Source organism: Planomonospora sp. ID91781, from assembly GCF_015711595.1.
Classification (GTDB): Bacteria; Actinomycetota; Actinomycetes; order Streptosporangiales; family Streptosporangiaceae; genus Planomonospora; species Planomonospora parontospora.
Genome location: NZ_JABTEY010000002.1, coordinates 1,547,065 through 1,568,167 on the forward strand (window position 1 = coordinate 1,547,065; position 21,103 = coordinate 1,568,167).

Below are 21,103 nucleotides of genomic sequence, written 5' to 3' on the forward strand. Positions count from 1 at the left end.
GGTCCGAGACGCGGCCCCGTACCGGTGCCGCACCCTGCGGACGGGGTCCGGTACGGCCCGCGGGGATGCGCGTCGGACGCGGGCCGTACCGGGTCGAGGGCTCCGCCCGTCAGGCGGCGGAGCAGCTCACGGAGGACGGCGCGCCGCCGCTCCCGGTCCCGGTGAATCCGAAGGACGCCGAGGATCCTGCGGCGAGGTTCCCGTTGTGGTCGGCGTTCCGCACCGAGACGTTCGCGCCGCTCTGGGTGTGCCGGCCGTTCCAGAGCTGGCTGACGGTCTGGCCGCCGGGGAAGGACCAGGTCACGGTCCAGCCGGAGAGCGCCGCGCTGCCGGTGCTGTTGACGGTCACCTCGGCCTGGAAGCCGCCCTGCCAGGAGTTGACCAGTTTGTAGGCCGCGGTGCAGGCCCGGCCGGCGATGGGGGTGGAGCTGGGGGTCACCGTGGGCGTGACCGTGGGGGTCACGGTCGGGGTCGCCGTGGGCGTGTTCGGGGCCGCCATCGCCATGTCGTAGGCCCGCTGCGGGACGAACTGCCCGGCTCCGGCGATGCAGCCGTCCGCCTCACCCGGAAGCTTGATCCAGAGGAACGCGTCGATCATCGAGTCGCCGGTCTCCGTCGTGCTCGGCGTGCCGATCGCCCGGCCGGCCGGGTCGCACCACTCGCTGCCCAGCGGGCCGTTGCCGTTGCGGCTGGTGTCGATGACCGCGCGGAGCCGGGAGATCCCCGTGGCGGAGATGATGTTCTTGGCGTACGCCGTCTCGGTGGAGGTCCACCGGTAGTTGGAGACGTTGAGCGCGATGCCGTCGGCGCTGCTCTCGACGCCCGCGGCCCTCAGCCGGGCCGCGGCCTCGCCCGCGCCCAGCCAGCCCGAGTGGCCGATGTCGAAGTAGACCTTCGCCTGGCTCGAGGCCGCCTTCAGCTTCTTGCCCGCGTACGCCATGGAGGCGTTGACCTCCTGCTGCTGGGAGGAGCTCATGCAGTTGGTCATGATCGGGAGCACGTCGGGTTCGAGGATGATCGAGGCCGGGCGTCCCTGGAGGCCTGCGGCCAGCTCGTCGATCCACTGCCGGTAGGCCGTGTGGTTGGGCGCCCCGCCGGTGCTGGCACCGCTGCAGTCGCGGTTGGGGATGTTGTAGACGACCATGATGGGCGTCTTGCCCGCGGCCGCGGCCGCACCGACGAACGACGACACCTGCGAGCGGACCGTCGAGGTGTTGGTCGTGGTGAACCAGCGCGCCTGCGGCACGGAGGCGATCCGGTCGCGGATGACGGCCGCCCTGGAGTCACCGGGGTTGGCGGCGACCCACCTGGCCGCGCTGGTCTCCGGGTCGACGTAGAAGGAGGAATCGGCCGCGGACGCTCCGGCGGCCAGTGAGACCGCGGCACCGGTGGCCACGACCAGCGCCGCGCACACCGTGGCCAGAATGGACTTTCTTGACATCGAACGGCTCCTTAGGGGGTTGGTGGGAGCGCTCCCAAAGTAGCCGCACACCCCTCCCCCACCTAGTCATGCGCGGTTTCCCGCCCACCTCGCGACCCTCTGAGCTGTGCGAACGGCTTTCACGGGGGATGAAAATTTCACCGCGGACGACGGCACGCGGACTCCGGCCCGTTCGGCGGCGGCCGCGTCGCGGCCGGGAGGATCGGATCACGGGTTCCGCAGCCGCGACCCGATCCTCCCGGCGAGCGCGGACCGCGTGAGGATCAGCCCCGGCGGGAGCGCATGGCCCTGCGGACCGTGACGTCCGGGACCGAGCCCGCGACGATCCTCCGGTAGTCCTCCGACTCCATCGGGCACAGCGTGACGCGGCCCCGCGCGTCGAACAGCAGGCCCCAGCCGTACTTCTTCGGCAGGGGCGAGGCCCGCAGGCACGCCTGGGGCTTCGCGAAGAGGCGCGCCCGCAACTCCGCGCGCTCGGCCTCCGGCACCGCGCCGAGGCCCTCCTGCCGCCTCAGCCACGTCTCGAACAGCACGTCCTCCTGGGTCAGCTCGCCCGGCCCGTCCGAGAGCATCTCGAACTGCACGACGGCGATCGTCTTCTTCCCGTCCCGGCCCGGGGGCGGCACCGTGCTCTCGTCGACCGGGCAGTCCTCGGCGACCGCGATGAGCGTGTCGTAGTAGTTGAGATCCACACCCCCATGATGCCGGAGCGGCCGTCGGGCGGGACAGCCCCGGACGTCGCCGCCCCGGGGCGGGACGGCCGCGAAAGCGTCAACCCTGGGTTGACGCTATAGTGTCGTCAACCTATGGTTGACGCATGGAGAAACCCGTTCAGCTCACCAACCCCGTCCGCCTCGACGACCTCATCGAGGCCATCAAGAAGGTCCACTCCGACGCCCTCGACCAGCTCTCCGACGCGGTCATCGCCGCCGACGCCCTCGGCGAGGTGGCGGACCACCTGATCGGCCACTTCGTGGACCAAGCGCGGCGCTCGGGCGCGTCCTGGACGGACATCGGCAGGAGCATGGGCGTCAGCAAGCAGGCAGCCCAGAAGCGCTTCGTCCCGAAGACCCCCGGCGACCCCTCGGACCTCGACCCCGACCAGGGGTTCCAGCGCTTCACCCCCCGGGCGAGGAACGCCGTGGTGGCGGCGACGAACGAGGCCAGGGCGGCGGGCAACCCCGAGATCGGCCCCGCGCACCTGGTGCTGGGGCTGCTGAGCGAGCCGGAGGCGATCGCCGCCAGGCTGTTCGTCGCGCGGGGCGTGCCCCTGGAGACCGTACGGCAGGCCGCCGTCGCGGCGCTGCCTCCTGCGGCCGAGCAGGTGCCCGACCTGGTCCCGTACGGTCCCCAGGCCCGCAAGGCCCTGGAGCTCACGTTCCGGGAGGCCCTGCGGCTGGGCCACAACTACATCGGGACCGAGCACATCCTGCTCGCGCTGCTGGAGCTCGAGGACGGCACGGGCGTGCTCTCCGGCCTCGGCGTCACCAAGGCCGCCGCGGAGGCCCACATCAGCGAAGCCCTCGCCGCCGCGGTCACGGCCCGCGCGCAGGAGTGACCCCGGCGGGAGCGGCGGCCTCCGGCGCGCCGTCCCCGGTCCGCGGTCCGCGGTCCGCCACGGATCACAGCCGGGGCGGCACGTCGTCACCAGGCGGCGTCCAGGTCGCCTTCGGACAGGAGCTGGTCCGAGATGATCGGCAGCGACGTCGCCGAACCGTCGGTGAGGTCGACCCGGAAGCTCCGCCACCGGTCTATGGAGAGCAGGTGCCGGCCGGTGCCGTCGAGGCTGAAGCGCATGATCTGCGACGTACCGGCCAGTCCCACCGAGGCGAGGCGCCGCGGCGCCTCCCCTCCGTCGGCCGGGACGCGCTTCACGGCGTCGCCCTCCGTGTAGACCAGCGCGCCGCCGTCAGGGGTGAAGGCCACCGCCCCCAGCGGCTGCGGCATGAGGTCGTCCGGCGCGACGAGACGCGCGGCGGCCGGCAGATCGGCCCCGGACGCGCCGAGGTCGAGGACTCCGACTCCCCAGCGGGAAACCGTCAGCGCGATCCGCCGGCCGTCCGGGGCCCAGGACAGGCCGTGCACCGCGAGGGGCCTGCGCACTCTCCAGTCGCGGCGCAGCCCGGTGGCGAGGTCGACGACGGAGACCGTACCCCCCTCGCTGTCGCCCAGGTCCCCGTAGGCGAGCCTGGTGGCGTCCGGGCTCAGGGCGACGGCGTATCCGGAGCCCTGGTCACCCTCGAAGCCGGGCACGGGAACCGGCTCTCCCGGACGCCCGTCCTGGTCGAGGGTGATGCGGAAGAACCGGATGGGATCCTCCGGCCCGGTCCATCCGGAGAGCACGAAGGTGCGGTTGTCGGGCGCCGCCGCCAGGAGATCCCATGATGACAACACCCCCGGCGGCAGCGGGACGGCGGCGATGAACCTCCCGGTCGCCGCGTCGTGCACGGTGGGCCGTGTCGGCGTGTAGACCAGTTCCTTGACGTGCTCCGCCCCCCGGGCGCGCGGCTCCCTGGCGATGACGATGAAGCGCGGCGGTCCGGTCGCGGGCAGGGGCGGGGAGGTCGCCATGGGCGAGGCCAGGGACGTCTCCAGCCGCTGCGCCGCCGGTGCCGCAGGAGCCGGTGTCACGATCTCCGAGGAGTCCCGGCCTCCGGGGGAGACCCGTCCGTCCGCGCGGCCGCCGCCGTCACCGCAGGCCCCGGCCAGTACGAGCGAGAGCACGAGCAGCCCTGTCGCGGTGACGCCTGCGCGCGGGATCATCCCCTGATCCTCTTGGGGTACCGGACAAGCGTCAAGATCCGCCCGGAGGCACCTATGATCACGGGGGTGCGGATCGACCTGGTCACGATCATCGTGGACGACTACGACCGGGCCCTCGAGTTCTTCACCGGCGCCCTGGGGTTCGAGCCGGTCGAGGACTCGCCGTCCCTGACGAACGACGGCCGGCCGAAGCGGTGGGTCGTCGTCCGGCCGCCCGGCGGGGGAACCGGCCTCCTGCTCGCCCGGGCGGACGGCGAACGCCAGCGCGCCGCCGTCGGCGACCAGGTCGCCGGCAGAGTGGGCTTCTTCCTGCGGGTGGACGACTTCGACGCGGCCCACCGGCGGATGACGGCGGCCGGGGTCGAGTTCGTGACCGCGCCGCGCACGGAGCCCTACGGCCGGATCGCCGTGTTCCTGGACGTCGCCGGCAACCGGTGGGACCTGCTCGGCCCGGCCTGACGGCGCATCGGAGTCCGCCGAGCCCCGGCGGGCGGGGAGCCCCTGAGGTGAGGCGATCGCCGTCGCCTCCCCTTCCCGTCGGGCGGGGCATCGGTGCCGCCGTCGTCCTCCACGGGTCTCCGCCGGCTCCGGAAACCCGCCCGCCGATCCGGCCTCCGGCCGCAAGAGCGTCCCAAGCGTCCTCCAAGTGCGCCCTTCTAACGTCGTCCGCAACGGCCGCACGCGAGGAAGGGCATGTCACATGGGTGAGGTAGTGATCGTCGGGGGTACCGGCGGAATCGGGGCGGAGCTGGCGCGGCACTTCGTGCGGCGGGGCCGGTCGGTCGTGGTGACCGGACGCCGGGCCGACCGGGCCGCCCAGATCGCCGCCGGACTCGACGGTCCCGGCACGGCCCGCGGGATCGCCCTGGATCTGACCGAGCCCGGCACCCTGGCCGCCGCGCTCGCCGACGTCGGCGAGGTGGACCGGCTGGCCCTGGTCGCCGTGGACCGCGACCAGAACACCCTCGCCGGTTACGACCATGCGCGTGCGGCCGAGCTGACGATCCTGAAGCTGGTCGGTTACACCGAGGTGGTGCACACGCTGGCGCCGCGCCTGTCCCGGGACGCCTCGGTCCTGCTGTTCGGCGGGATCGCCCGGGAACGGCCGTACCCCGGCTCCACGACCGTGTCCATCGTCAATGGCGGGGTCACCGGCATGGTGGCCACGCTGGCGGCGGAGATGGCGCCGGTGCGGGTCAACGCGATCCATCCGGGCGTCGTGGCCGACACCCCGTCCTGGGCGGGCAGGGCCGCGCTGCTGGAGGTCGTCGCGGAACGGACCCTCACCGGCCGAGTCCCGACCGTGGCCGAGGTCGTCGACGCGTCGGTCTTCCTGCTGGAGAACCGCGCCGTCAACGCGGTCGACCTGACCGTGGACGGCGGCTGGCGCAGCTGAACCGGCTCGCATCGCCATGAGTGCAGCAGAGCCACGAATCCAGATAGGCAGATGAAAGCATGCCGAACGATGAATTGCTTCTGAGCGCACCGTCCGCGTTCGCCCGGGAGCTGGAGGATCACCTCCTCACCTGGTCCTCGCAGACCGGAATAAAGGTGGAGATATGGTCCCTGCCCAAGCAGAACCTCCCGGACCACGTAGAGGATGCGGTCCGGAGTGCGATCAGTGACGTCCTGCGGGAGATGGAGCGGCGGCCCGGGACGCGTACCGCCTCCCTCGCCCTCACCGTGGCCCCCCGAGGACTGCGTCTGACGATCAGCGCCGACGGCGGGGAAGCCGGCGCCCTCGACGCCTGCCTGAGCGCCAGACGCGCCGAATTCACGCGCCTGGGCGGCGCCCTGACCGTCAACGGAGTGCCGGGAGAGGGGATCACGGTCAGCGCCGCCGTTCCACGCAGATCAATCGACGGGTGACCGGACCGGACTCCGCGACCGGATCGGCCTCGGACCCCTTTTCGGAGATCGCCGGCGGACCCGGACGGCCGGTGACCGCCTTCGGCCGCCCGGGTCCCCCGACACACCGCCGGTACCGGGCGCACCGCCGGCATTCGCATCACCTCCACCGGAGCGCGGCCCCGCCGAGCCGACCGCGTCCGAGCACCCGTGGCAGGGTGGACGGATGACGACGAATCGCGCGTGCTCATCCGATCTCGAACCGTGGTCGGACACCGCCCCGGTCCACGAAGACCTCATCGCGGCGAAGGCGCTCGCCTACGACCCCTGCGGGTTCACGTGCTCGCAGCCGGTGCCCGAAGCCGAGGGGGCCGCCTACGCCGCCCACGCGTTCACCCTTGACGGCCTCTCCGTCCGGTTCCGCGCGGCCAAGGCGACCCCCACCAAGGCGGGCCGGTTCGTCACCGTCTGGAAGAGGTCCCCGGCCGGGCCCATCCAGCCCTTCGACGCCGCGGACCCCGTCGACCTGTTCGTCATCAGCACCCGTGACCGTCACCACTTCGGCCAGTTCGTCTTCCCCACGGACGTGCTCCGCGAGCACGGTGTCGTGTCAGCGAACGGTTCCGGCGGGAAACGCGCCTTCCGCGTCTACCCGCCCTGGGTGATCACCACGAACCGCCAGGTCGGCAGCACCCAGGCGTGGCAGGTGGACTTCTTCCTGCACCTGCACCAGGACGGGCCTTTCGACCTGGTCCGCGCCCGGGAGCTCTACCGTCCGCGGGACGGCGCCGGGGCGGTCGCACGGCCCACCGGCCGGTCACCCCACCGCTGACCGCCTGCGATCACGCGGACGGGGTCCGCCGGCTCCGGCCCCGCCCCCTCCGCGCGTGCCTCCGGGTCAGAGGCCGGACAGGCCCAGCTCGCGGGCGATCAGCATGCGCTGGACCTCGCTGGTGCCCTCGCCGATCTCGAGGATCTTCGCGTCCCGGTAGAAGCGCCCGACGGGGTACTCGTTCATGAACCCGTAGCCGCCGAAGATCTGGGTGGCGTCGCGGGCGTTGTCCATCGCGGCGTTGGAGGCGACCAGCTTGGCGATGGCGGCCTCCTTCTTGAACGGCTCGCCCGCCAGCATCCTCTCCGCCGCGTGGTAGTAGGCCAGGCGGGCGGTGTGCGCGCGGACCTCCATGTCGGCGATCTTGAACTGGATGGCCTGGTAGTGGCCGATCGGGTGGCCGAACGCCTGGCGTTCGCGGACGTAGCCCAGGCACTCGTCCACGCAGCCCTGGGCCAGGCCCACCGAGAGGGCGGCGATCGCGATGCGGCCCTCGTCGAGGGTCTGCAGGAACTGCGCGTAGCCGCGGCCGCGCTCGCCGAGGAGGTTCTCCGCCGGGACCCGGCAGTCGGTGAAGGACAGCTCGCGGGTGTCGGAGCAGTTCCAGCCGACCTTGGAGTACTTCTTGGCGACCGTGAAGCCGGGGGTGCCGGCCGGGACCAGGATGGTGGAGATCTCGGGGCGGCCGTCCTCCCGGCGCCCGGTGATCGCGGCCACGCCGACCACTCCGGTGATGTCGGTGCCGGAGTTGGTGATGAAGGCCTTGGAACCGTTGATCACCCACTCGCCGCCGTCCAGCACGGCCGTGGTCCGCATGCCGCCCGGCACGTCGGAGCCGCCACCCGGCTCGGTCAGGCCGAACGCGCCCAGCATCTCGCCGCTCGCCAGCTTCGGCAGCCACCGCTCGCGCTGCTCGGCCGTACCGAAGCGGTAGATCGGCATGGCGCCCAGCGAGACGGCCGCCTCGACGGTGATCGCCACGCTGGAGTCGACCCGGGCCAGCTCCTCCAGGGTGAGGCAGAGCGCGAAGTAGTCGCCGCCCATGCCGCCGTACTCCTCGGGGATGGGCAGGCCGAACAGGCCCATCCGGCCCATCTGGCGGACGATGTCGTAGGGGAACTCCTCGCGTTCGTACAGCTCCCCGATCACCGGGGCGACCGCGTCGCGGGCGAACGCCTCGACGGTCTTGCGCAGGTCCTCGTACTCTTCGGTCAGCTTCATCGCTGCTGTCACTCCTTGGGCGGGGTCTCGGACGGGGCCTTGGACAGGGCCTGGACGACCCGGGACGGGCTGGGGCGGCCGAGCCTTCCGGCCAGCCAGGTGCTGGTCTCCACCAGGGCGCCGAGGTCGAGGCCGGTCTCCACGCCGAGGCCGTGCAGCATCCAGACCAGGTCCTCGGTGGCGAGGTTGCCGGTGGCGGACTCGGCGTACGGGCAGCCGCCGATGCCGCCGGTCGAGGCGTCGACCACGGTCACCCCGGCGCGCAGCGCGGCCAGCGTGTTGGCGAGGGCCTGGCCGTAGGTGTCGTGGAAGTGCACCGCCAGCCGCTCGGGGCCGCCGAACGCCCCGATGAGCGCGGCCACGTGGCCGGGGGTGCCGACGCCGACGGTGTCGCCGAGGGAGAGCTCGAAACAGCCGAGGTCGAGCAGCCTGCGGCCGACCTCGACGACCTGGCCGATCGGGGTGGGGCCCTCCCACGGGTCGCCGAAGCACATCGACACGTACGCCCGCACCTTCAGGCCGTGCTCCAGCGCCCGCGCGACGACCGGCTCGAACATCTCGAACTGGGAGTCCAGCGTCCGGTTGAGGTTCTTGGCGGCGAACGTCTCGGTGGCGCTGGCGAAGACCGCGATCTCGGTGACGCCCAGCTCCAGCGCCCGCTCCAGGCCCCGCTCGTTGGGCACCAGCACCGGGTAGCGCACCCCGGGCACCCGCTCGACGGCGGCCAGCAGCTCGGCGGCGTCGGCGAGCTGCGGCACCCACCTGGGGTGCACGAAGCTGGTCGTCTCGATCACCGTGTGCCCGGCGGCGGCGAGCCGGGCCACGAACTCGGCCTTGACCTCAACGGGGACGACCACCGGTTCGTTCTGCAGCCCGTCGCGCGGCCCCACCTCGTAGACCGTGACCCGCTCAGGCAGGCCCTCCGCCCGGTACGGCGCGGGCCGCGCTCCTCCGGTCGTTCCCCTGGTCGTCACGGCTCCTCCTCCCGCCGGACGACGGCGAGCACGGCGTCCATGTCGACCGCCTGCCCGGCGCGCACCGGCAGCTCGGCGACCGTCCCGCCGACGGGGGCGGTCACGGTGTGCTCCATCTTCATCGCCTCGACGATCACCAACGGCTGCCCCTCGGCGACCCGCTCCCCCACCGCCGTCTTCACCACGAGCACGGTGCCGGGCATCGGGCTGCGGACCACGCCGTCGCCGGCCGCCCCGGCGCCCGCCCGGTCTCCGGGGTCGCCCAGGTGGTGGCGGGTCAGGGCCCAGGTGCTCCCCTCGCGGCCGAGCCAGACGGTGTCGCCGTCGCGGGCGACGGCGTAGCGCCGCCGGACGCCGTCCAGGGTGACGAGCACGTCGGTGCCGTCCACGGTCAGGTCCGCCCGGAGGACCCGGTCCGCGCCGGCCGTACCGTCGCCGTCGCCGGACGGCAGGAGGACCTCGGCGGCCCCGCTCCCCGCGGCGGGCAGCCCGCGCACCCCGACCGCGGTCACGCCGCCGGGGCCCTCCAGCCGCCAGACGGTCCACGCGGCCCCGGCGCCGGGCCGCCAGCCGTCGGGCACGTCCCACGGGTCGGCCGGGGCGGCGGGCACGAGCTCGTGCTGCAGCAGCAGGGCGGCGGCGGCCAGGACGTCGTCCGGGGTGCCCGCGGGCGGGACCAGCTCGCCGAGCCGGCGCTCGACCAGGCCGGTGTCGAGGTCCCCGGCCGCCACCTCGGGGTGGGCGAGCAGGGCCCGCAGGAAGGCGATGTTCGTCGTCACGCCCAGCACGGTCGTGCCGGCGAGCGCCCGGTCGAGGGTCCGCAGCGCACTCGGCCGGTCGTGCCCCCAGGCGATGACCTTCGAGAGCATCGGGTCGTAGTCGCTGCCGACGACCGCGCCGGACGCGAGGCCGGAGTCGACCCGGACGGTCCCGTCGGCGGCGGGCCGGCCGGGGCCGGGGACGCCGGGCTCGTGCAGGGCGAGGATCCGGCCGCCGGTCGGCAGGAACCCGCGGGCGGGGTCCTCGGCGTAGACGCGGGCCTCGACGGCGTGACCGTGCAGCCGCACGTCGTCCTGGGTGAGCGGGAGCGGCTCCCCGGCCGCCACCCGGAGCTGGAGCTCGACCAGGTCCAGGCCGGTGACCAGCTCGGTGACGGGGTGCTCGACCTGCAGGCGGGTGTTCATCTCCATGAAGTAGTAGTCGGCCGTGGAGCCCTGGACGATGAACTCCACCGTCCCGGCCCCGACGTAGCCGACGGACCGGGCGGCCTCGACCGCCGCCGCGCCCATCCTGGCCCGCGTCTCCTCGTCCAGCAGCGGGGACGGCGCCTCCTCGACGATCTTCTGGTGGCGGCGCTGCAGGCTGCACTCGCGCTCGCCGAGGTGGATCACGTTGCCGTGGGCGTCGGCCAGCACCTGGATCTCGATGTGCCGGGGGTCCTCCACGAACCGCTCGACCAGCAGGGTCGCGTCGCCGAACGCGGCGGCGGCCGTACGGCGGGCGGACTCCAGCGCGTCCGGCAGCTCGGCGGCCGAGCGGACCAGCACCATGCCCTTGCCGCCGCCGCCCGCCGACGGCTTGATCAGTGCGGGGAAGCCGATCTCCGCGGTGAGCAGGTCGTCGTCCGGCTCGGCGGCGCCGGGCACGACCGGCACCCCGGCCGCCGAGACGGTCGCCTTGGCGCGGATCTTGTCGCCCATGGCCTCGACGGCCTCGGCGGGCGGTCCGACGAAGACCAGGCCGGCCTCGGCGCAGCGCCGGGCGAAGGCGGTGTTCTCCGCCAGGAAGCCGTAGCCGGGGTGGACGGCCTGGGCCCCGGTGGCCGCGGCGGCCGCGACGACCGCCTCGATGTCGAGGTAGCCGCCGGGAAGCCGGACCGCGGTGTCGGCCTCGCGGGCGTGCGGCGCGCCGGCGTCGGCGTCGCTGTGCACGGCGACGGAGCGGATGCCGAGCCGCCGGAGCGTGCGGATGATCCGCAGGGCGATCTCGCCCCGGTTGGCGATGAGGACGGTGTGGAAGAGCATCAGGGGTGCCCCCGGCGGAGCGGACGGGCCGTGGCCGGAGCCACGGTCTGGGTCGTGGTCTGGGTCGTGGTCATGGTCTCGGTCACATCCGGAAGACGCCGTAGCCGACGGGGTCGAGGGGGGCGCCCGCGGCGGCGGACAGGGCCAGGCCGAGGACGGTGCGGGTGTCGAGCGGGTCGATGACGCCGTCGTCCCAGAGGCGGGCGGTGGAGTAGTAGGGGTTGCCCTGCTCCTCGTACTGCCGCCGGATCGCGTCGGGGTCGGCGTCGCCGACGGTGGACAGCACGTTGGCGGCCTGCTCGCCGCCCATCACCGAGATGCGGGCGTTGGGCCACATCCACAGGAACCGGGGCGAGTAGGCCCGGCCGGCCATGGCGTAGTTGCCGGCGCCGAACGAGCCGCCGACGACGACGGTGAACTTCGGCACCCGGGCGCAGGCGACGGCGGTGACCATCTTGGCGCCGTGCTTGGCGATGCCGCCGGCCTCGTAGGCCCTGCCGACCATGAACCCGCTGATGTTCTGCAGGAAGACCAGCGGGGTGTTGCGGCGGTCGCACAGCTCGATGAAGTGCGCGCCCTTGAGCGCGGACTCGGCGAACAGGATGCCGTTGTTGGCGATGATCCCGACGGGGTGGCCGTGGATGCGGGCGAAGCCGGTCACCAGCGTCGTGCCGTACTCGGCCTTGAACTCCAGGAAGCGGGAGCCGTCCACGATCCGGGCGATGACCTCCCGGACGTCGTACGGCGTGCGGGTGTCGGCGGGCACGATGCCGTACAGGTCGCGGGGGTCGTGCGCGGGCTCCTCGGCCGGCGCGCGCTCCCAGGGGGCCTCCGGCCGGGGGGCGAGGGTGGCCACGATGTCGCGGACGATCCGCAGGGCGTGGGCGTCGTCCTCGGCGAGGTGGTCGGTGACCCCGCTGGTCCGGGAGTGCAGGTCGCCGCCGCCGAGCTCCTCGGCGGTGACCTCCTCGCCGGTGGCGGCCTTCACCAGCGGCGGCCCGCCCAGGAAGATCGTGCCCTGGTTGCGGACGATCACGGCCTCGTCGCTCATCGCCGGGACGTAGGCGCCGCCGGCCGTGCAGGAGCCCAGGACGGCGGCGATCTGCGGGATGCCCCGCGCCGACATGGTGGCCTGGTTGTAGAAGATCCGGCCGAAGTGCTCGCGGTCGGGGAAGACCTCGTCCTGCCTCGGCAGGAACGCGCCGCCGGAGTCGACGAGGTAGACGCACGGCAGCCGGTTGTCGAGGGCGACCTCCTGGGCCCGCAGGTGCTTCTTGACCGTCATCGGGTAGTAGGTGCCGCCCTTGACCGTCGCGTCGTTGGCGACCACCACGCACTCGCGGCCGGAGATCCGGCCGACGCCGGTGATGATCCCGGCCGCGGGGGCGTCGCCGCCGTACAGGCCGGTGGCGGCCAGCTGGGAGAGCTCCAGGAAGCGGGAGCCGGGGTCGAGCAGGGTGTCCACGCGCTCGCGGGGCAGGAGCTTGCCGCGGGCGACGTGCCGGGCCCGCGACCTCTCCGGGCCGCCCAGCGCGGCGGCGGCGACCCGCTCCCGCAGCTCGGCGGCGAGCCGCTCGTTGACCTCGGTGTTCGCCTTGAAGGCGACACCGCCCGGGTCGCAGGTGCTGCGCAGCACCGGCCAGCTGCTCAATGCGGGCCTCCTTCGCAGATCACCGCCCGGCGCCGTTGCCGGGGGTTAACGGCCGCTAACTCCACCGGTGATGTTAGTCATCGTTAACGCCACCGTCTACCATGCGAGTCGTGACGACCGCCCGTACCCCTACCCGCGAACGCCGCTCCCGGCGCACGGAGATCCTGGACGCCGCCGCGGAGCTGTTCGCGGCGCGCGGCTTCCACGGCGTCTCCATCGAGGACATCGGCGGGGCGGTCGGCACCTCGGGGCCGGCGCTCTACCGGCACTTCAGCGGCAAGGAGGCGCTGCTGGCGGAGATGCTGCTGGACATCAGCGAGCGCCTGCACGCCTCGGCGGCCGAGCGCGTCACCGCGGCACCCGACGCGGAGAGCGCACTGGACGCCCTGCTGGCCGGGCAGATCGAGTTCGCGCTCAGCCATCCGGCGCTGATCACCGTGCACGACCGCGAGCTGGGCAACGTCCCCGAACCGGCCCGCCGCCGGATCCGCCGGCTGCAGCGGCTGTACGTGGAGGAGTGGGTGACCGTGCTGAGCGAACTGCACCCGGGCTGCCCGCCGCCCCGTCTGCGCGCGGCCACCCACGCGGTCTTCGGCCTGCTCAACTCGACTCCGCACAGCGCGGGCGAGCTGCCGCCGGAGGCGATGACCCCGCTGCTGCACGCCATGGCCCGCGCGGCGCTCACCGAGGCGCGACGTTAGGGTTCGTTAACTTCGGCGACGAGCCTCCAGCGGCCCGGCCGGCAGGCCTCGGTCCCGGTGCGGATCCGGCCGCCCCGGCGGACCGGGTGGACCCGCCGCCCGCGGACCGGACGGAAGATCCGGTGGACGAAAGAGGCCAAGGACGGCGACGGGGACGGCTCGCCGGGACATAATCAGGCTTGTGGCGCGCGACTCTGTTGAGACTCATTTCGCCGAAGCGGTGGCGGGCCTGACCGCCGGGACCCGACGCGACCCGGCCCTGCCGGTGCGCGAGGGCACGAGTCTGACGGGGGCCCGCTGCCGGGAGCTGTTCGAGTTCCAGCTCGGCAGCCGGCTCCTGGACGTCACCGCCCGCCTCCTGCGCGAACGCGGCGAGGGCTTCTACACCATCGGCTCCGCCGGTCACGAGGGCAACGCCGCGGTCGCCGCGGCCCTGCGCACGACCGACCCGGCGCTGCTCCACTACCGCTCCGGCGCCTTCTACCTGGTGCGCTCGGCGATGGCCGGGCGACTGCCCGAGCAGGGCCTGCGGGACGTGCTGCTCGGCCTGGTCGCCTCGGCGGAGGAGCCGATCGCGGGCGGCCGGCACAAGGTCTTCGGCCACCCCGACCTCGCGGTGATCCCGCAGACCTCGACGATCGCCAGCCACCTGCCGCGCGCGGTGGGCGTCGCCTTCGCGATCGAGCGCGCGCGTCAGCTCGGCGTGCGGGGGGCCTGGCCGGACGACGCGATCGCGGTGTGCAGCTTCGGCGACGCCTCGGTCAACCACGCCAGCGCCCTGTCGGGCCTCAACACCGCCGCCTACGGCTCCTACCAGGGCCTGGGGATGCCGGTCCTGTTCGTCTGCGAGGACAACGGCCTGGGCATCAGCGTGCGCACCCCGGGCGGCTGGGTGGAGGCGTCCCGCCACCCCCTGCTCACGTACTTCGAGGCCGACGGCTGCGATCTGGCCGACGCCCACGACGCGGCCAGGGCCGCCGCCGACCACGTGCGCACCAGCCGCTCCCCCGCCCTGCTGCACCTGGGCACCGTCCGGCTGATGGGCCACGCGGGCTCCGACGTGGAGCTGTCCTACCGGACCAAGCGGGAGATCAACGCCGACCTCGCCCGCGACCCGCTGGTGGCCACCGCCCGCCTGCTCGTCGAGGCCGGGCTGGCCACCCCCGACGAGCTGATCACCCGCTACGAGACGATGCGCGAGCACCTGCTCCGGATGGCCATGGAGAGTTCCAGGCGGCCGAAGCTGACCTCCGCCGTCGACATCGTGGAGCCGCTGGCCCCCCGCACCCCCGGCGCCGTGGCCGAGGCGGTCCCGGCCGCCGCCCCCGCCGCGGCCCGTGAGCGGGCCTTCGGCGGGCGGCTGCCCGAGAACGAGGGGCCGCTGACCCTCTCCCAGGCGATCAACAGGACCCTGGCCGACGAGCTGGCCGCCCGTCCCGACGTCCTGGTCTTCGGTGAGGACGTGGCCCGCAAGGGCGGCGTCTACGGCGTCACCCGCGGCCTGCAGAAGCGCTTCGGCGCGAACCGGGTGTTCGACACGCTCCTGGACGAGCAGACGGTGCTGGGCCTGGCGCTGGGCTCGGGCGTGTCCGGCCTGCTCCCGGTCCCCGAGGTCCAGTATCTCGCCTACCTGCACAACGCCCTGGACCAGATCCGCGGCGAGGCCGCCACCCTGCGGTTCTTCTCCCGCGGCGCCTTCCGCAACCCGATGGTGCTGCGCCTGCCCTCCTACGCCTACCAGAAGGGCTTCGGGGGCCACTTCCACAACGACAACTCCGTCGCCGCGCTGCGCGACATCCCCGGCCTGGTCGTCGCCTCCCCGGCCCGGCCCGACGACGCCGCCGCGATGCTGCGCACCTGCCTGGCCGCCGCGCGCACCGACGGCAGCGTCTGCGTCTTCCTCGAGCCGATCGCCCTCTACACCGCGCGCGACATGTTCGAGGAAGGCGACAACGGCTGGCTCGCGCCGTACGCCCCGCCGTCCCGCTGGGCGGAGACGCACGTCCCGATCGGCCGTGCCCGCAGCTACGGCGACGGCCGCGACCTGACCATCGTGACCTTCGGCAACGGCCTGCGCATGAGCCTGCGCGCCGCGGTCAGGCTCACCGCGGAGGGATACGGCTGCCGGGTGCTCGATCTGCGCTGGCTGGCCCCGCTGCCGGTCGAGGACCTGCTGCACGCGGCCGAGCTGACCGGCAGCGTGCTGATCGCCGACGAGACCCGCCGCGGCGGCGGCGTCTCGGAGGGGGTCGTCGCGGAGCTGCTGGACGCGGGGTTCGGCGGCAGGATCGCCCGGGTGACCTCCTCCGACAGCTTCGTCCCGCTGGGCGACGCGGCCAGGCACGTGCTGCTCTCGGAGGGCGAGATCGAGGAGGCGGCCCGCAAGCTCCTCGGCTGACGGGCCGCGGCGGGCTCCGCTCCCCCGGGCGGGGACGGCGCGCGCCGGGGCCGGACGGGGACACCGGGGCCGGGCGGGGAGCTCCGGCGCAGGCACGGGCACCGGCCTCAGGCGGGGGCCATCGACTCCCTGAGGCCCTCCATCGCCTGACTCCGGATCCGCGCCCGGAGCGCCGGAGTCCAGCCGACGACGAGCCCCATCGGCCTGCCGAGGGCCATCTTCGACCAGTGCCTGAAGTCGAAGTCGTCGTGCTGCCGGACGATCAGCCCGCCCTCGAACCGGAACAGCGAGTCGATCTGGTTGACGACCTTCCTCCCGGTCGCGGTGAAGGTGTATCCGGCGATCCAGTCGGCGGTGACCTCGTGGGGGCCGGCGGTCACCCGTCTGAGCGAGACGTCCAGGCCGGCGCCCCGTTCCATGAGCAGGCGCCACATGCCCATGATCCGGGGCCGGCCCTCCAGCTCCTGGAAGATCGGGTCGCCGAAGGTGACGTCGGGGTGGTAGCAGCGTTCCATGGCGTCGAGGTCGCGGCGCGCGAGCGCGCCGTAGAAGGTCCTGACGAGGGTGGCGTCGGTCTCGCTCACGGGCATCTCCCGATCATTGCCATTCTGCACTTCGAGCTTAATAACGGCAGATACTTCACAGGTATACAGCACCCTGGACCTGTCTCCGCCAGACTTGTTCCCGTGGGACGCTTTGCTCTGGCGTTCCGGGGCATCCGCGAGGGGAAGTGAACGTTGACCGAAGTGTGGGTGACTCTCACCACGGCCCGGCCGGGACCGCCCGCATGGGTCGTGCTGCTGTCCGCTCTGGCCGCACTGGCCGTGGTGACGTGGTCGGCCTCGTGGCAGCTCTCCCGGGGCCTGGTCACCATCGCCCACGAGGGCGGGCACGCGCTGATGGCGCTGCTCACCCGGCGCAAGCTGCAGGGCATCCGGCTGCACTCCGACACCTCGGGCGTGACGCTCACCCGCGGCAGGCCCACCGGTCCGGGCATGATCCTGACCGCCGCCGCGGGCTACGTCGCCCCCTCCCTGCTGGGGCTGGGCGGCGCCTGGCTGACCTCCTCCGGCTACGTCGCCGTGCTCATCACCGTCGTGGTCGCACTGCTCGTCTGCATGCTGGTGGTGATCCGCAACCTGTTCGGGGCGGTGAGCCTGCTGGCCGTCGGCGGGGCGATCGCCGCGCTCACCTGGTACGCCCCGCCGGACGTCGACGCGGTCATCGCCTACCTGGCCGTCTGGTTCCTGCTGTTCGGCGGGATCCGGCCGATCGTCGAGCTGGGCCGCAAGCGCCGCCACGGCCGCGCCCCCGACTCCGACGCCGACCAGCTCGCCCGGCTGACCTTCCTGCCCGGCGGGTTCTGGGTGCTGCTCTTCCTGCTGGTCTCGGGCGCGGCCCTGCTGGCCGGCGTCTACCTGCTGGTCCCGCTCCCGCTCGTCCTGCCGTAGCGACTCCGGTCGGCGTCTTGTGCGGCTCCGGTCCGCGCCCGGCGCGGAAGCGCCGTCCGGTGAAAACAACACAGCGGGTTGACCATCATCTATGTTGACATTTCGGATTCGTTGACATAACCGAGCGTTGTTTGGTTTTGTTGACAGTTAACCTAATAGATGGTTCTATGGCGGAGTTACTCCCCCTCCGGCGAGAGTCGGCATGCTGTCTCACATCCATCCCGCGGTGGCGGTCACGGCTCTGCTCTTTCTCGCCTCGCTGGGCGTCACGGCCCTTCTCTGGGCGCGGCTCAGACGGCTCAGGCGGGAGCAGGCGGCCGAGCGGGACAGGGCCGTCGCCCGGGCGCGCGAGGACTTCACCCGGGACATGCACGATCTCGTGGGCCACTGGCTGTGGCTGGCGTCGATCAAGAGTGAACTGGCCTACCGGCAGGCGCACGGCGACGCCCGGCTCCGCGGCGATCTCGCCGAGGCGCTCCAGGCCGTACGGCACGCCGCCCACGCCGTGCGGAACGCCTCCCGGTCCCACCGCAACCTCTCCCTGCACGGTGAGGCCGTACGGGCCGAAGCCCTGCTGTGGAGCCTGGGAGCCGACTGCCTGATCCAGGTGGACGCCACCGGCCTGCCCGCGGACCTGAACATGGCGCTGGGCGCCGTGATCAGGGAGAGCGTCACCAACATGCTCCGGCACAGCGCGGTCCGCAAGTGCGTGATCGAGACGACCCGGCACGACGGCCGGCTGCGGCTGACCGTCGCCAACGACGGGGCGGCCGGCCCCGGCCGCTTCCCGGCCGGGCGCTCCCGGCCGGCGTCCCCGTCCGGAGCCCTCGCCGCCGAGCCCGCCCCCGGCTCCACGCTCACGCCCGGCCCGCGTCCGGATCCGCACCCGCAGGCCGGCGGCCTGGCCAATCTCCGGCAGCGGATGGCCTGTCTCGGGGGCACCGTGGACGCCGCGGCCGGGCCGGACGGGTGGTTCCGGCTGGTCGCCGAAGCCCCCGTCGACTTTTCTGAATAACTTTCACTTCATCGACTCCACCTCGCATGACGCACATCTTCACCGTCATGCCTGTGAATTATGCATATTCGAGCGATGGAACTTGTAACTGGAAATAGCCGGGTACGTCCGGGATTCTCTCTTTGGAAGCCAGCAAGGAGATCCCCGTGAATGACCAGTACGAGCTTTACTGCCTCGCGGATCCGCTCTTTTACGACACTCTTGACGGCAGCCGCGGCGGCCATCCCGATTTCCCCCTCGCGTCCCGGGAGGTCCCGGACGGCTGGACGCACCAGGCGACCGACACGTGGATGCACTACGCGCCGGCCGAGGGGACGGTGCCGCCGCAGGGATGGAAGATCCACGTGTCGGCGTGCGTGGAGGACTCCGAGCGCGCCATGGAAGCGGTGTGGGACTACTGCGTGCCGCGGGACATCCCGTTCAAGTTCCTGCGCAGCCGGCCGGTCATGACGATGCTGAACTCCAAGGCGGCCGCCCGCGGATCGAGCGGCAAGCTGGTCACGATCTACCCGCTGGACGACAGCCAGCTCGAACTCACCCTGAAGGAGCTCGACATCCTGCTGCGGGGGGTGAGGGGACCCTACATCCTCAGCGATCTCCGGTACGGCGAGGGCCCGCTCTTCGTGCGGTACGGAGGCTTCGTCCCGCGCCACTGCACGGGAGGCAACGGCGAGCTGGTCCTGGCCCTCGAGGACGGGGACGGCAACCTCGTCCCGGACGTCCGCGGCCCCTCCTTCAGCCTCCCCTCCTGGGTGACGCTGCCGGCCTTCCTCGAACCCCACCTGGCCGCGCGCAACGCGGTCACCACCGCGGGCCTGCCGTACGAGATCGAGAGCGTCATCCAGTTCTCCAACGGCGGCGGGGTCTACCTCGGCCGGGACGCGCGGACCGACCGGCGGGTGGTGCTGAAGGAGGCGCGTCCGTACGCCGGGCTCGACACCATGGACCGGGACGCCGTCACCCGGCTGGCGCACGAGCGGGACATGCTGGAGCGGCTGTCCGGGCTGGACGCGGTGCCCGCGCTCGTCGACTACTTCACACTGGGCGACCACCACTTCCTGGTCCAGGAGTTCGTCGACGGCAACCCGCTGCAGCGGCTCCTCGTGCAGAAGTATCCGCTGACCCGCGCCTCGTGCGGCCCGCGGGAGCTCGCCGACTACACCGCCTGGGTGCTCGACGTGCTGCCCAAGGTCCGCGCGGCCGTCGAGTCCCTGCACGGGCGCGGGGTGGTCTTCGGCGACCTGCACCCGAACAACATCCTCGTCACCGCCGAGGGCCGCATGGTCCTGATCGACTACGAGGTCGCGACCCTCGCCGAGAACCGCGAACGCGCCACGCTCGGCCATCCCGCCTTCGCCGCGCCCCGCGACCGGCACGGCCTCGAGACGGACGCCTACGCCCTGGCCTGCCTCTGCATCGGGCTGTTCGCCCCCCAGCTGATGATCATGCAGATGCTCGACCGGGGCAAGGCCGCCCAGCTGGCGGGCCTGATCAAGGAGGCCTTCCCCGTCCCGCCCGAGGTGATCGACGACGCGGTCCGGACGATCACGGGCACGGAGCCGGTGGCGTCGCGGCCGGCGCCCCGGCCGGGCCACGACGCCTGGCCGGAGGTGCGGGACGCGATGGTCCGCGCCATCCTGGCGAGCGCCACCCCCGACCGCGACGACCGGCTCTTCCCCGGCGACCCGGCCCAGTTCGAGCCCGGCGGCGGCCTCACCTTCGCCCACGGGGCCGCCGGGGTGCTCTACGCGCTGGACGCGGCCGGGGCCGGACGCCTCCCCGAGCACGAGGAGTGGCTGCGGCGCCGGGCGCGCGACCTCGAACGGGGTGCGCGCATCGGTTTCTACGACGGACTGCACGGTGTGGCGCACGTCCTGGACCTGCTCGGCCACCGCCAGGACGCGCTGGACATCGTGGACAGGTGCCTGCGCGAGAAGTGGGAACTGCTCGACACCGGCCTGTTCGGCGGCCTGGCCGGAATCGGCCTGAACCTCTTCCACCTCGCCCGGACCACCGGTGAGCGCGCGCTCTCGGACACGGCGCTGCGCGCCGCCGGCATCTGCGCCGACCGGCTCGGCGGTCCCGACGACGTGCCCGAGCTCAGCGGCGGGACCGGCCCCCGCGCCGGCCTGATGTACGGCTCGGCCGGCTCCGCCCTGCTCTTCCTGCACGCCTACGAGCACACCGGCGACGCCGCGCTGCTGGAGCACGCCGCCGTGGCGCTCCGCCAGGACCTGCGGCGGTGCAGGACCACCCAGGACGGGACGCTCCAGGTCGACCAGGGCTGGCGCACCCTGCCCTACCTCGACGAGGGGTCCGTGGGCATCGGCCTGGTCCTGGCCCGCTATCTGGCCCACCGCGACGACGAGGGGTTCGCGGCCGCGCTCGACGCCTGCCGGCTCGTCACCCGCGGCAGGTTCTTCGTGCAGCCCGGGCTGTTCACCGGCCGGGCCGGCATGATCGCGGCTCTCGGCGGAGGGCTGGGCCCCTTCCCCGACGGTCCCGGCACCGACCTGGCCGAGCAGATCCGGGGGCTGGCCTGGCACGCGCTGAGTCACGGCGACGGGCTGGCCTTCCCCGGCGACCAGCTGCTCCGGCTCTCCATGGACTTCGCGACCGGCACGGCCGGAGTCCTGTTCGCGATGAGCACCGCACTGAACGACCGCCCGGTGTTCCTCCCCTTCATCCAACCGCCCGGCGGCGCAGGCGCCATGGCAACGGCATCGCCTGCACACGAGCCCGCCGAGCGGTCCCACCCCGACGAGTCACCGAAGGAGGTGTGAA

18 protein-coding genes are annotated in these 21,103 nt (G+C 73.0%); 10 read left to right on the forward strand and 8 right to left on the reverse strand.

What is annotated here, in order from left to right; translation table 11 throughout:
• Positions 1-109: 109 nt before the first annotated feature.
• Both HS048_RS26225 and HS048_RS26230 read right to left on the reverse strand, forming a co-directional pair.
• Positions 110-1,441, reverse strand: coding sequence for a glycoside hydrolase family 6 protein (locus tag HS048_RS26225; protein WP_196468970.1), 1,332 nt, complete (start codon positions 1,439-1,441; stop codon positions 110-112).
• A gap of 263 nt (positions 1,442-1,704) precedes the next feature.
• Entirely contained in the window at positions 1,705-2,133 is a 429-nt protein-coding gene (locus HS048_RS26230; RefSeq protein WP_068895651.1) for a DUF6157 family protein, read from the reverse strand.
• A 125-nt stretch (positions 2,134-2,258) separates the two neighbouring features.
• Here HS048_RS26230 and HS048_RS26235 point away from each other — a divergent pair, with 125 nt between their 5' ends.
• On the forward strand, positions 2,259-2,999 hold the full coding sequence (locus HS048_RS26235; RefSeq protein WP_196468971.1) for a Clp protease N-terminal domain-containing protein: 741 nt from the start codon (positions 2,259-2,261) through the stop codon (positions 2,997-2,999).
• A gap of 86 nt (positions 3,000-3,085) precedes the next feature.
• On the opposite strand, the gene HS048_RS26240 is transcribed toward HS048_RS26235, so the two are convergent.
• The gene (locus tag HS048_RS26240) at positions 3,086-4,204 is read right to left on the reverse strand and encodes a WD40 repeat domain-containing protein (RefSeq protein ID WP_196468972.1); all 1,119 of its coding nucleotides are present in this window, start codon (positions 4,202-4,204) and stop codon (positions 3,086-3,088) included.
• A 66-nt stretch (positions 4,205-4,270) separates the two neighbouring features.
• Between HS048_RS26240 and HS048_RS26245 the strand changes: the two genes are divergently transcribed.
• The 4 genes from HS048_RS26245 (at position 4,271) to HS048_RS26260 (ending at position 6,884) form a co-directional block, all read left to right on the forward strand.
• Positions 4,271-4,663, forward strand: a complete 393-nt coding sequence (locus tag HS048_RS26245) for a VOC family protein (RefSeq protein ID WP_307832648.1) — start codon at positions 4,271-4,273, stop codon at positions 4,661-4,663.
• A gap of 241 nt (positions 4,664-4,904) precedes the next feature.
• Positions 4,905-5,600 carry an SDR family oxidoreductase gene (locus HS048_RS26250; RefSeq protein WP_196468974.1) on the forward strand — a complete coding sequence of 232 codons (696 nt, stop codon included), beginning with the start codon at positions 4,905-4,907 and terminating at the stop codon, positions 5,598-5,600.
• 59 nt (positions 5,601-5,659) lie between these two features.
• Positions 5,660-6,073 carry a hypothetical protein gene (locus HS048_RS26255; protein ID WP_196468975.1) on the forward strand — a complete coding sequence of 138 codons (414 nt, stop codon included), beginning with the start codon at positions 5,660-5,662 and terminating at the stop codon, positions 6,071-6,073.
• Between the two features lie 205 nt (positions 6,074-6,278).
• The gene (locus HS048_RS26260) at positions 6,279-6,884 is read left to right on the forward strand and encodes a MepB family protein (protein WP_196468976.1); all 606 of its coding nucleotides are present in this window, start codon (positions 6,279-6,281) and stop codon (positions 6,882-6,884) included.
• A gap of 66 nt (positions 6,885-6,950) precedes the next feature.
• Here HS048_RS26260 and HS048_RS26265 read toward each other — a convergent pair whose 3' ends face one another.
• The 4 genes from HS048_RS26265 to HS048_RS26280 all read right to left on the reverse strand — a co-directional run bounded on the left by HS048_RS26265 (position 6,951) and on the right by HS048_RS26280 (position 12,754).
• Positions 6,951-8,105 carry an acyl-CoA dehydrogenase family protein gene (locus tag HS048_RS26265; RefSeq protein WP_196468977.1) on the reverse strand — a complete coding sequence of 385 codons (1,155 nt, stop codon included), beginning with the start codon at positions 8,103-8,105 and terminating at the stop codon, positions 6,951-6,953.
• 8 nt (positions 8,106-8,113) lie between these two features.
• Entirely contained in the window at positions 8,114-9,079 is a 966-nt protein-coding gene (locus HS048_RS26270) for a hydroxymethylglutaryl-CoA lyase (protein ID WP_196468978.1), read from the reverse strand.
• On the reverse strand, positions 9,076-11,103 hold the full coding sequence (locus tag HS048_RS26275; RefSeq protein WP_196468979.1) for a biotin carboxylase N-terminal domain-containing protein: 2,028 nt from the start codon (positions 11,101-11,103) through the stop codon (positions 9,076-9,078). The genes HS048_RS26270 and HS048_RS26275 overlap by 4 nt, the downstream gene beginning before the upstream one ends.
• Before the next feature lie 82 nt (positions 11,104-11,185).
• Positions 11,186-12,754, reverse strand: coding sequence for a carboxyl transferase domain-containing protein (locus tag HS048_RS26280; protein WP_196468980.1), 1,569 nt, complete (start codon positions 12,752-12,754; stop codon positions 11,186-11,188).
• 101 nt (positions 12,755-12,855) lie between these two features.
• Between HS048_RS26280 and HS048_RS26285 the strand changes: the two genes are divergently transcribed.
• Entirely contained in the window at positions 12,856-13,455 is a 600-nt protein-coding gene (locus HS048_RS26285; protein WP_068895661.1) for a TetR/AcrR family transcriptional regulator, read from the forward strand.
• 181 nt (positions 13,456-13,636) lie between these two features.
• Positions 13,637-15,853 (forward strand): thiamine pyrophosphate-dependent enzyme, encoded by a 2,217-nt coding sequence (locus HS048_RS26290; RefSeq protein WP_196468981.1) that lies wholly within the window; start codon positions 13,637-13,639, stop codon positions 15,851-15,853.
• A 107-nt stretch (positions 15,854-15,960) separates the two neighbouring features.
• Here HS048_RS26290 and HS048_RS26295 read toward each other — a convergent pair whose 3' ends face one another.
• Positions 15,961-16,443: a nuclear transport factor 2 family protein gene (locus HS048_RS26295; protein ID WP_196468982.1), complete on the reverse strand. Its 483-nt coding sequence runs from the start codon at positions 16,441-16,443 to the stop codon at positions 15,961-15,963.
• Positions 16,444-16,605: 162 nt separating this feature from the next.
• On the opposite strand from HS048_RS26295, the gene HS048_RS26300 reads away from it, so the two are divergent.
• The 3 genes from HS048_RS26300 (at position 16,606) to lanKC (ending at position 21,102) form a co-directional block, all read left to right on the forward strand.
• Positions 16,606-17,304: a M50 family metallopeptidase gene (locus tag HS048_RS26300; RefSeq protein WP_374058794.1), complete on the forward strand. Its 699-nt coding sequence runs from the start codon at positions 16,606-16,608 to the stop codon at positions 17,302-17,304.
• A gap of 202 nt (positions 17,305-17,506) precedes the next feature.
• Positions 17,507-18,319 (forward strand): sensor histidine kinase, encoded by an 813-nt coding sequence (locus HS048_RS26305; protein ID WP_196468984.1) that lies wholly within the window; start codon positions 17,507-17,509, stop codon positions 18,317-18,319.
• A gap of 146 nt (positions 18,320-18,465) precedes the next feature.
• A complete protein-coding gene (lanKC, locus tag HS048_RS26310; protein WP_196468985.1) occupies positions 18,466-21,102 on the forward strand; it encodes a class III lanthionine synthetase LanKC in 2,637 nt (878 codons plus the stop codon).
• Position 21,103 lies beyond the last annotated feature (1 nt).

Excerpts from the sequence above, each read along its gene's own strand:
- HS048_RS26225 (WP_196468970.1), bottom strand. The coding sequence starts at position 1,441 with ATGTCAAGAAAGTCCATTCTGGCCACGGTGTGCGCGGCGCTGGTCGTG.
- HS048_RS26235 (WP_196468971.1), top strand. The coding sequence starts at position 2,259 with ATGGAGAAACCCGTTCAGCTCACCAACCCCGTCCGCCTCGACGACCTC.
- HS048_RS26240 (WP_196468972.1), bottom strand. The coding sequence starts at position 4,204 with ATGATCCCGCGCGCAGGCGTCACCGCGACAGGGCTGCTCGTGCTCTCG.
- HS048_RS26250 (WP_196468974.1), top strand. The coding sequence starts at position 4,905 with ATGGGTGAGGTAGTGATCGTCGGGGGTACCGGCGGAATCGGGGCGGAG.
- HS048_RS26255 (WP_196468975.1), top strand. The coding sequence starts at position 5,660 with ATGCCGAACGATGAATTGCTTCTGAGCGCACCGTCCGCGTTCGCCCGG.
- HS048_RS26260 (WP_196468976.1), top strand. The coding sequence starts at position 6,279 with ATGACGACGAATCGCGCGTGCTCATCCGATCTCGAACCGTGGTCGGAC.
- HS048_RS26265 (WP_196468977.1), bottom strand. The coding sequence starts at position 8,105 with ATGAAGCTGACCGAAGAGTACGAGGACCTGCGCAAGACCGTCGAGGCG.
- HS048_RS26275 (WP_196468979.1), bottom strand. The coding sequence starts at position 11,103 with ATGCTCTTCCACACCGTCCTCATCGCCAACCGGGGCGAGATCGCCCTG.
- HS048_RS26285 (WP_068895661.1), top strand. The coding sequence starts at position 12,856 with ATGCGAGTCGTGACGACCGCCCGTACCCCTACCCGCGAACGCCGCTCC.
- HS048_RS26295 (WP_196468982.1), bottom strand. The coding sequence starts at position 16,443 with ATGCCCGTGAGCGAGACCGACGCCACCCTCGTCAGGACCTTCTACGGC.
- HS048_RS26305 (WP_196468984.1), top strand. The coding sequence starts at position 17,507 with ATGCTGTCTCACATCCATCCCGCGGTGGCGGTCACGGCTCTGCTCTTT.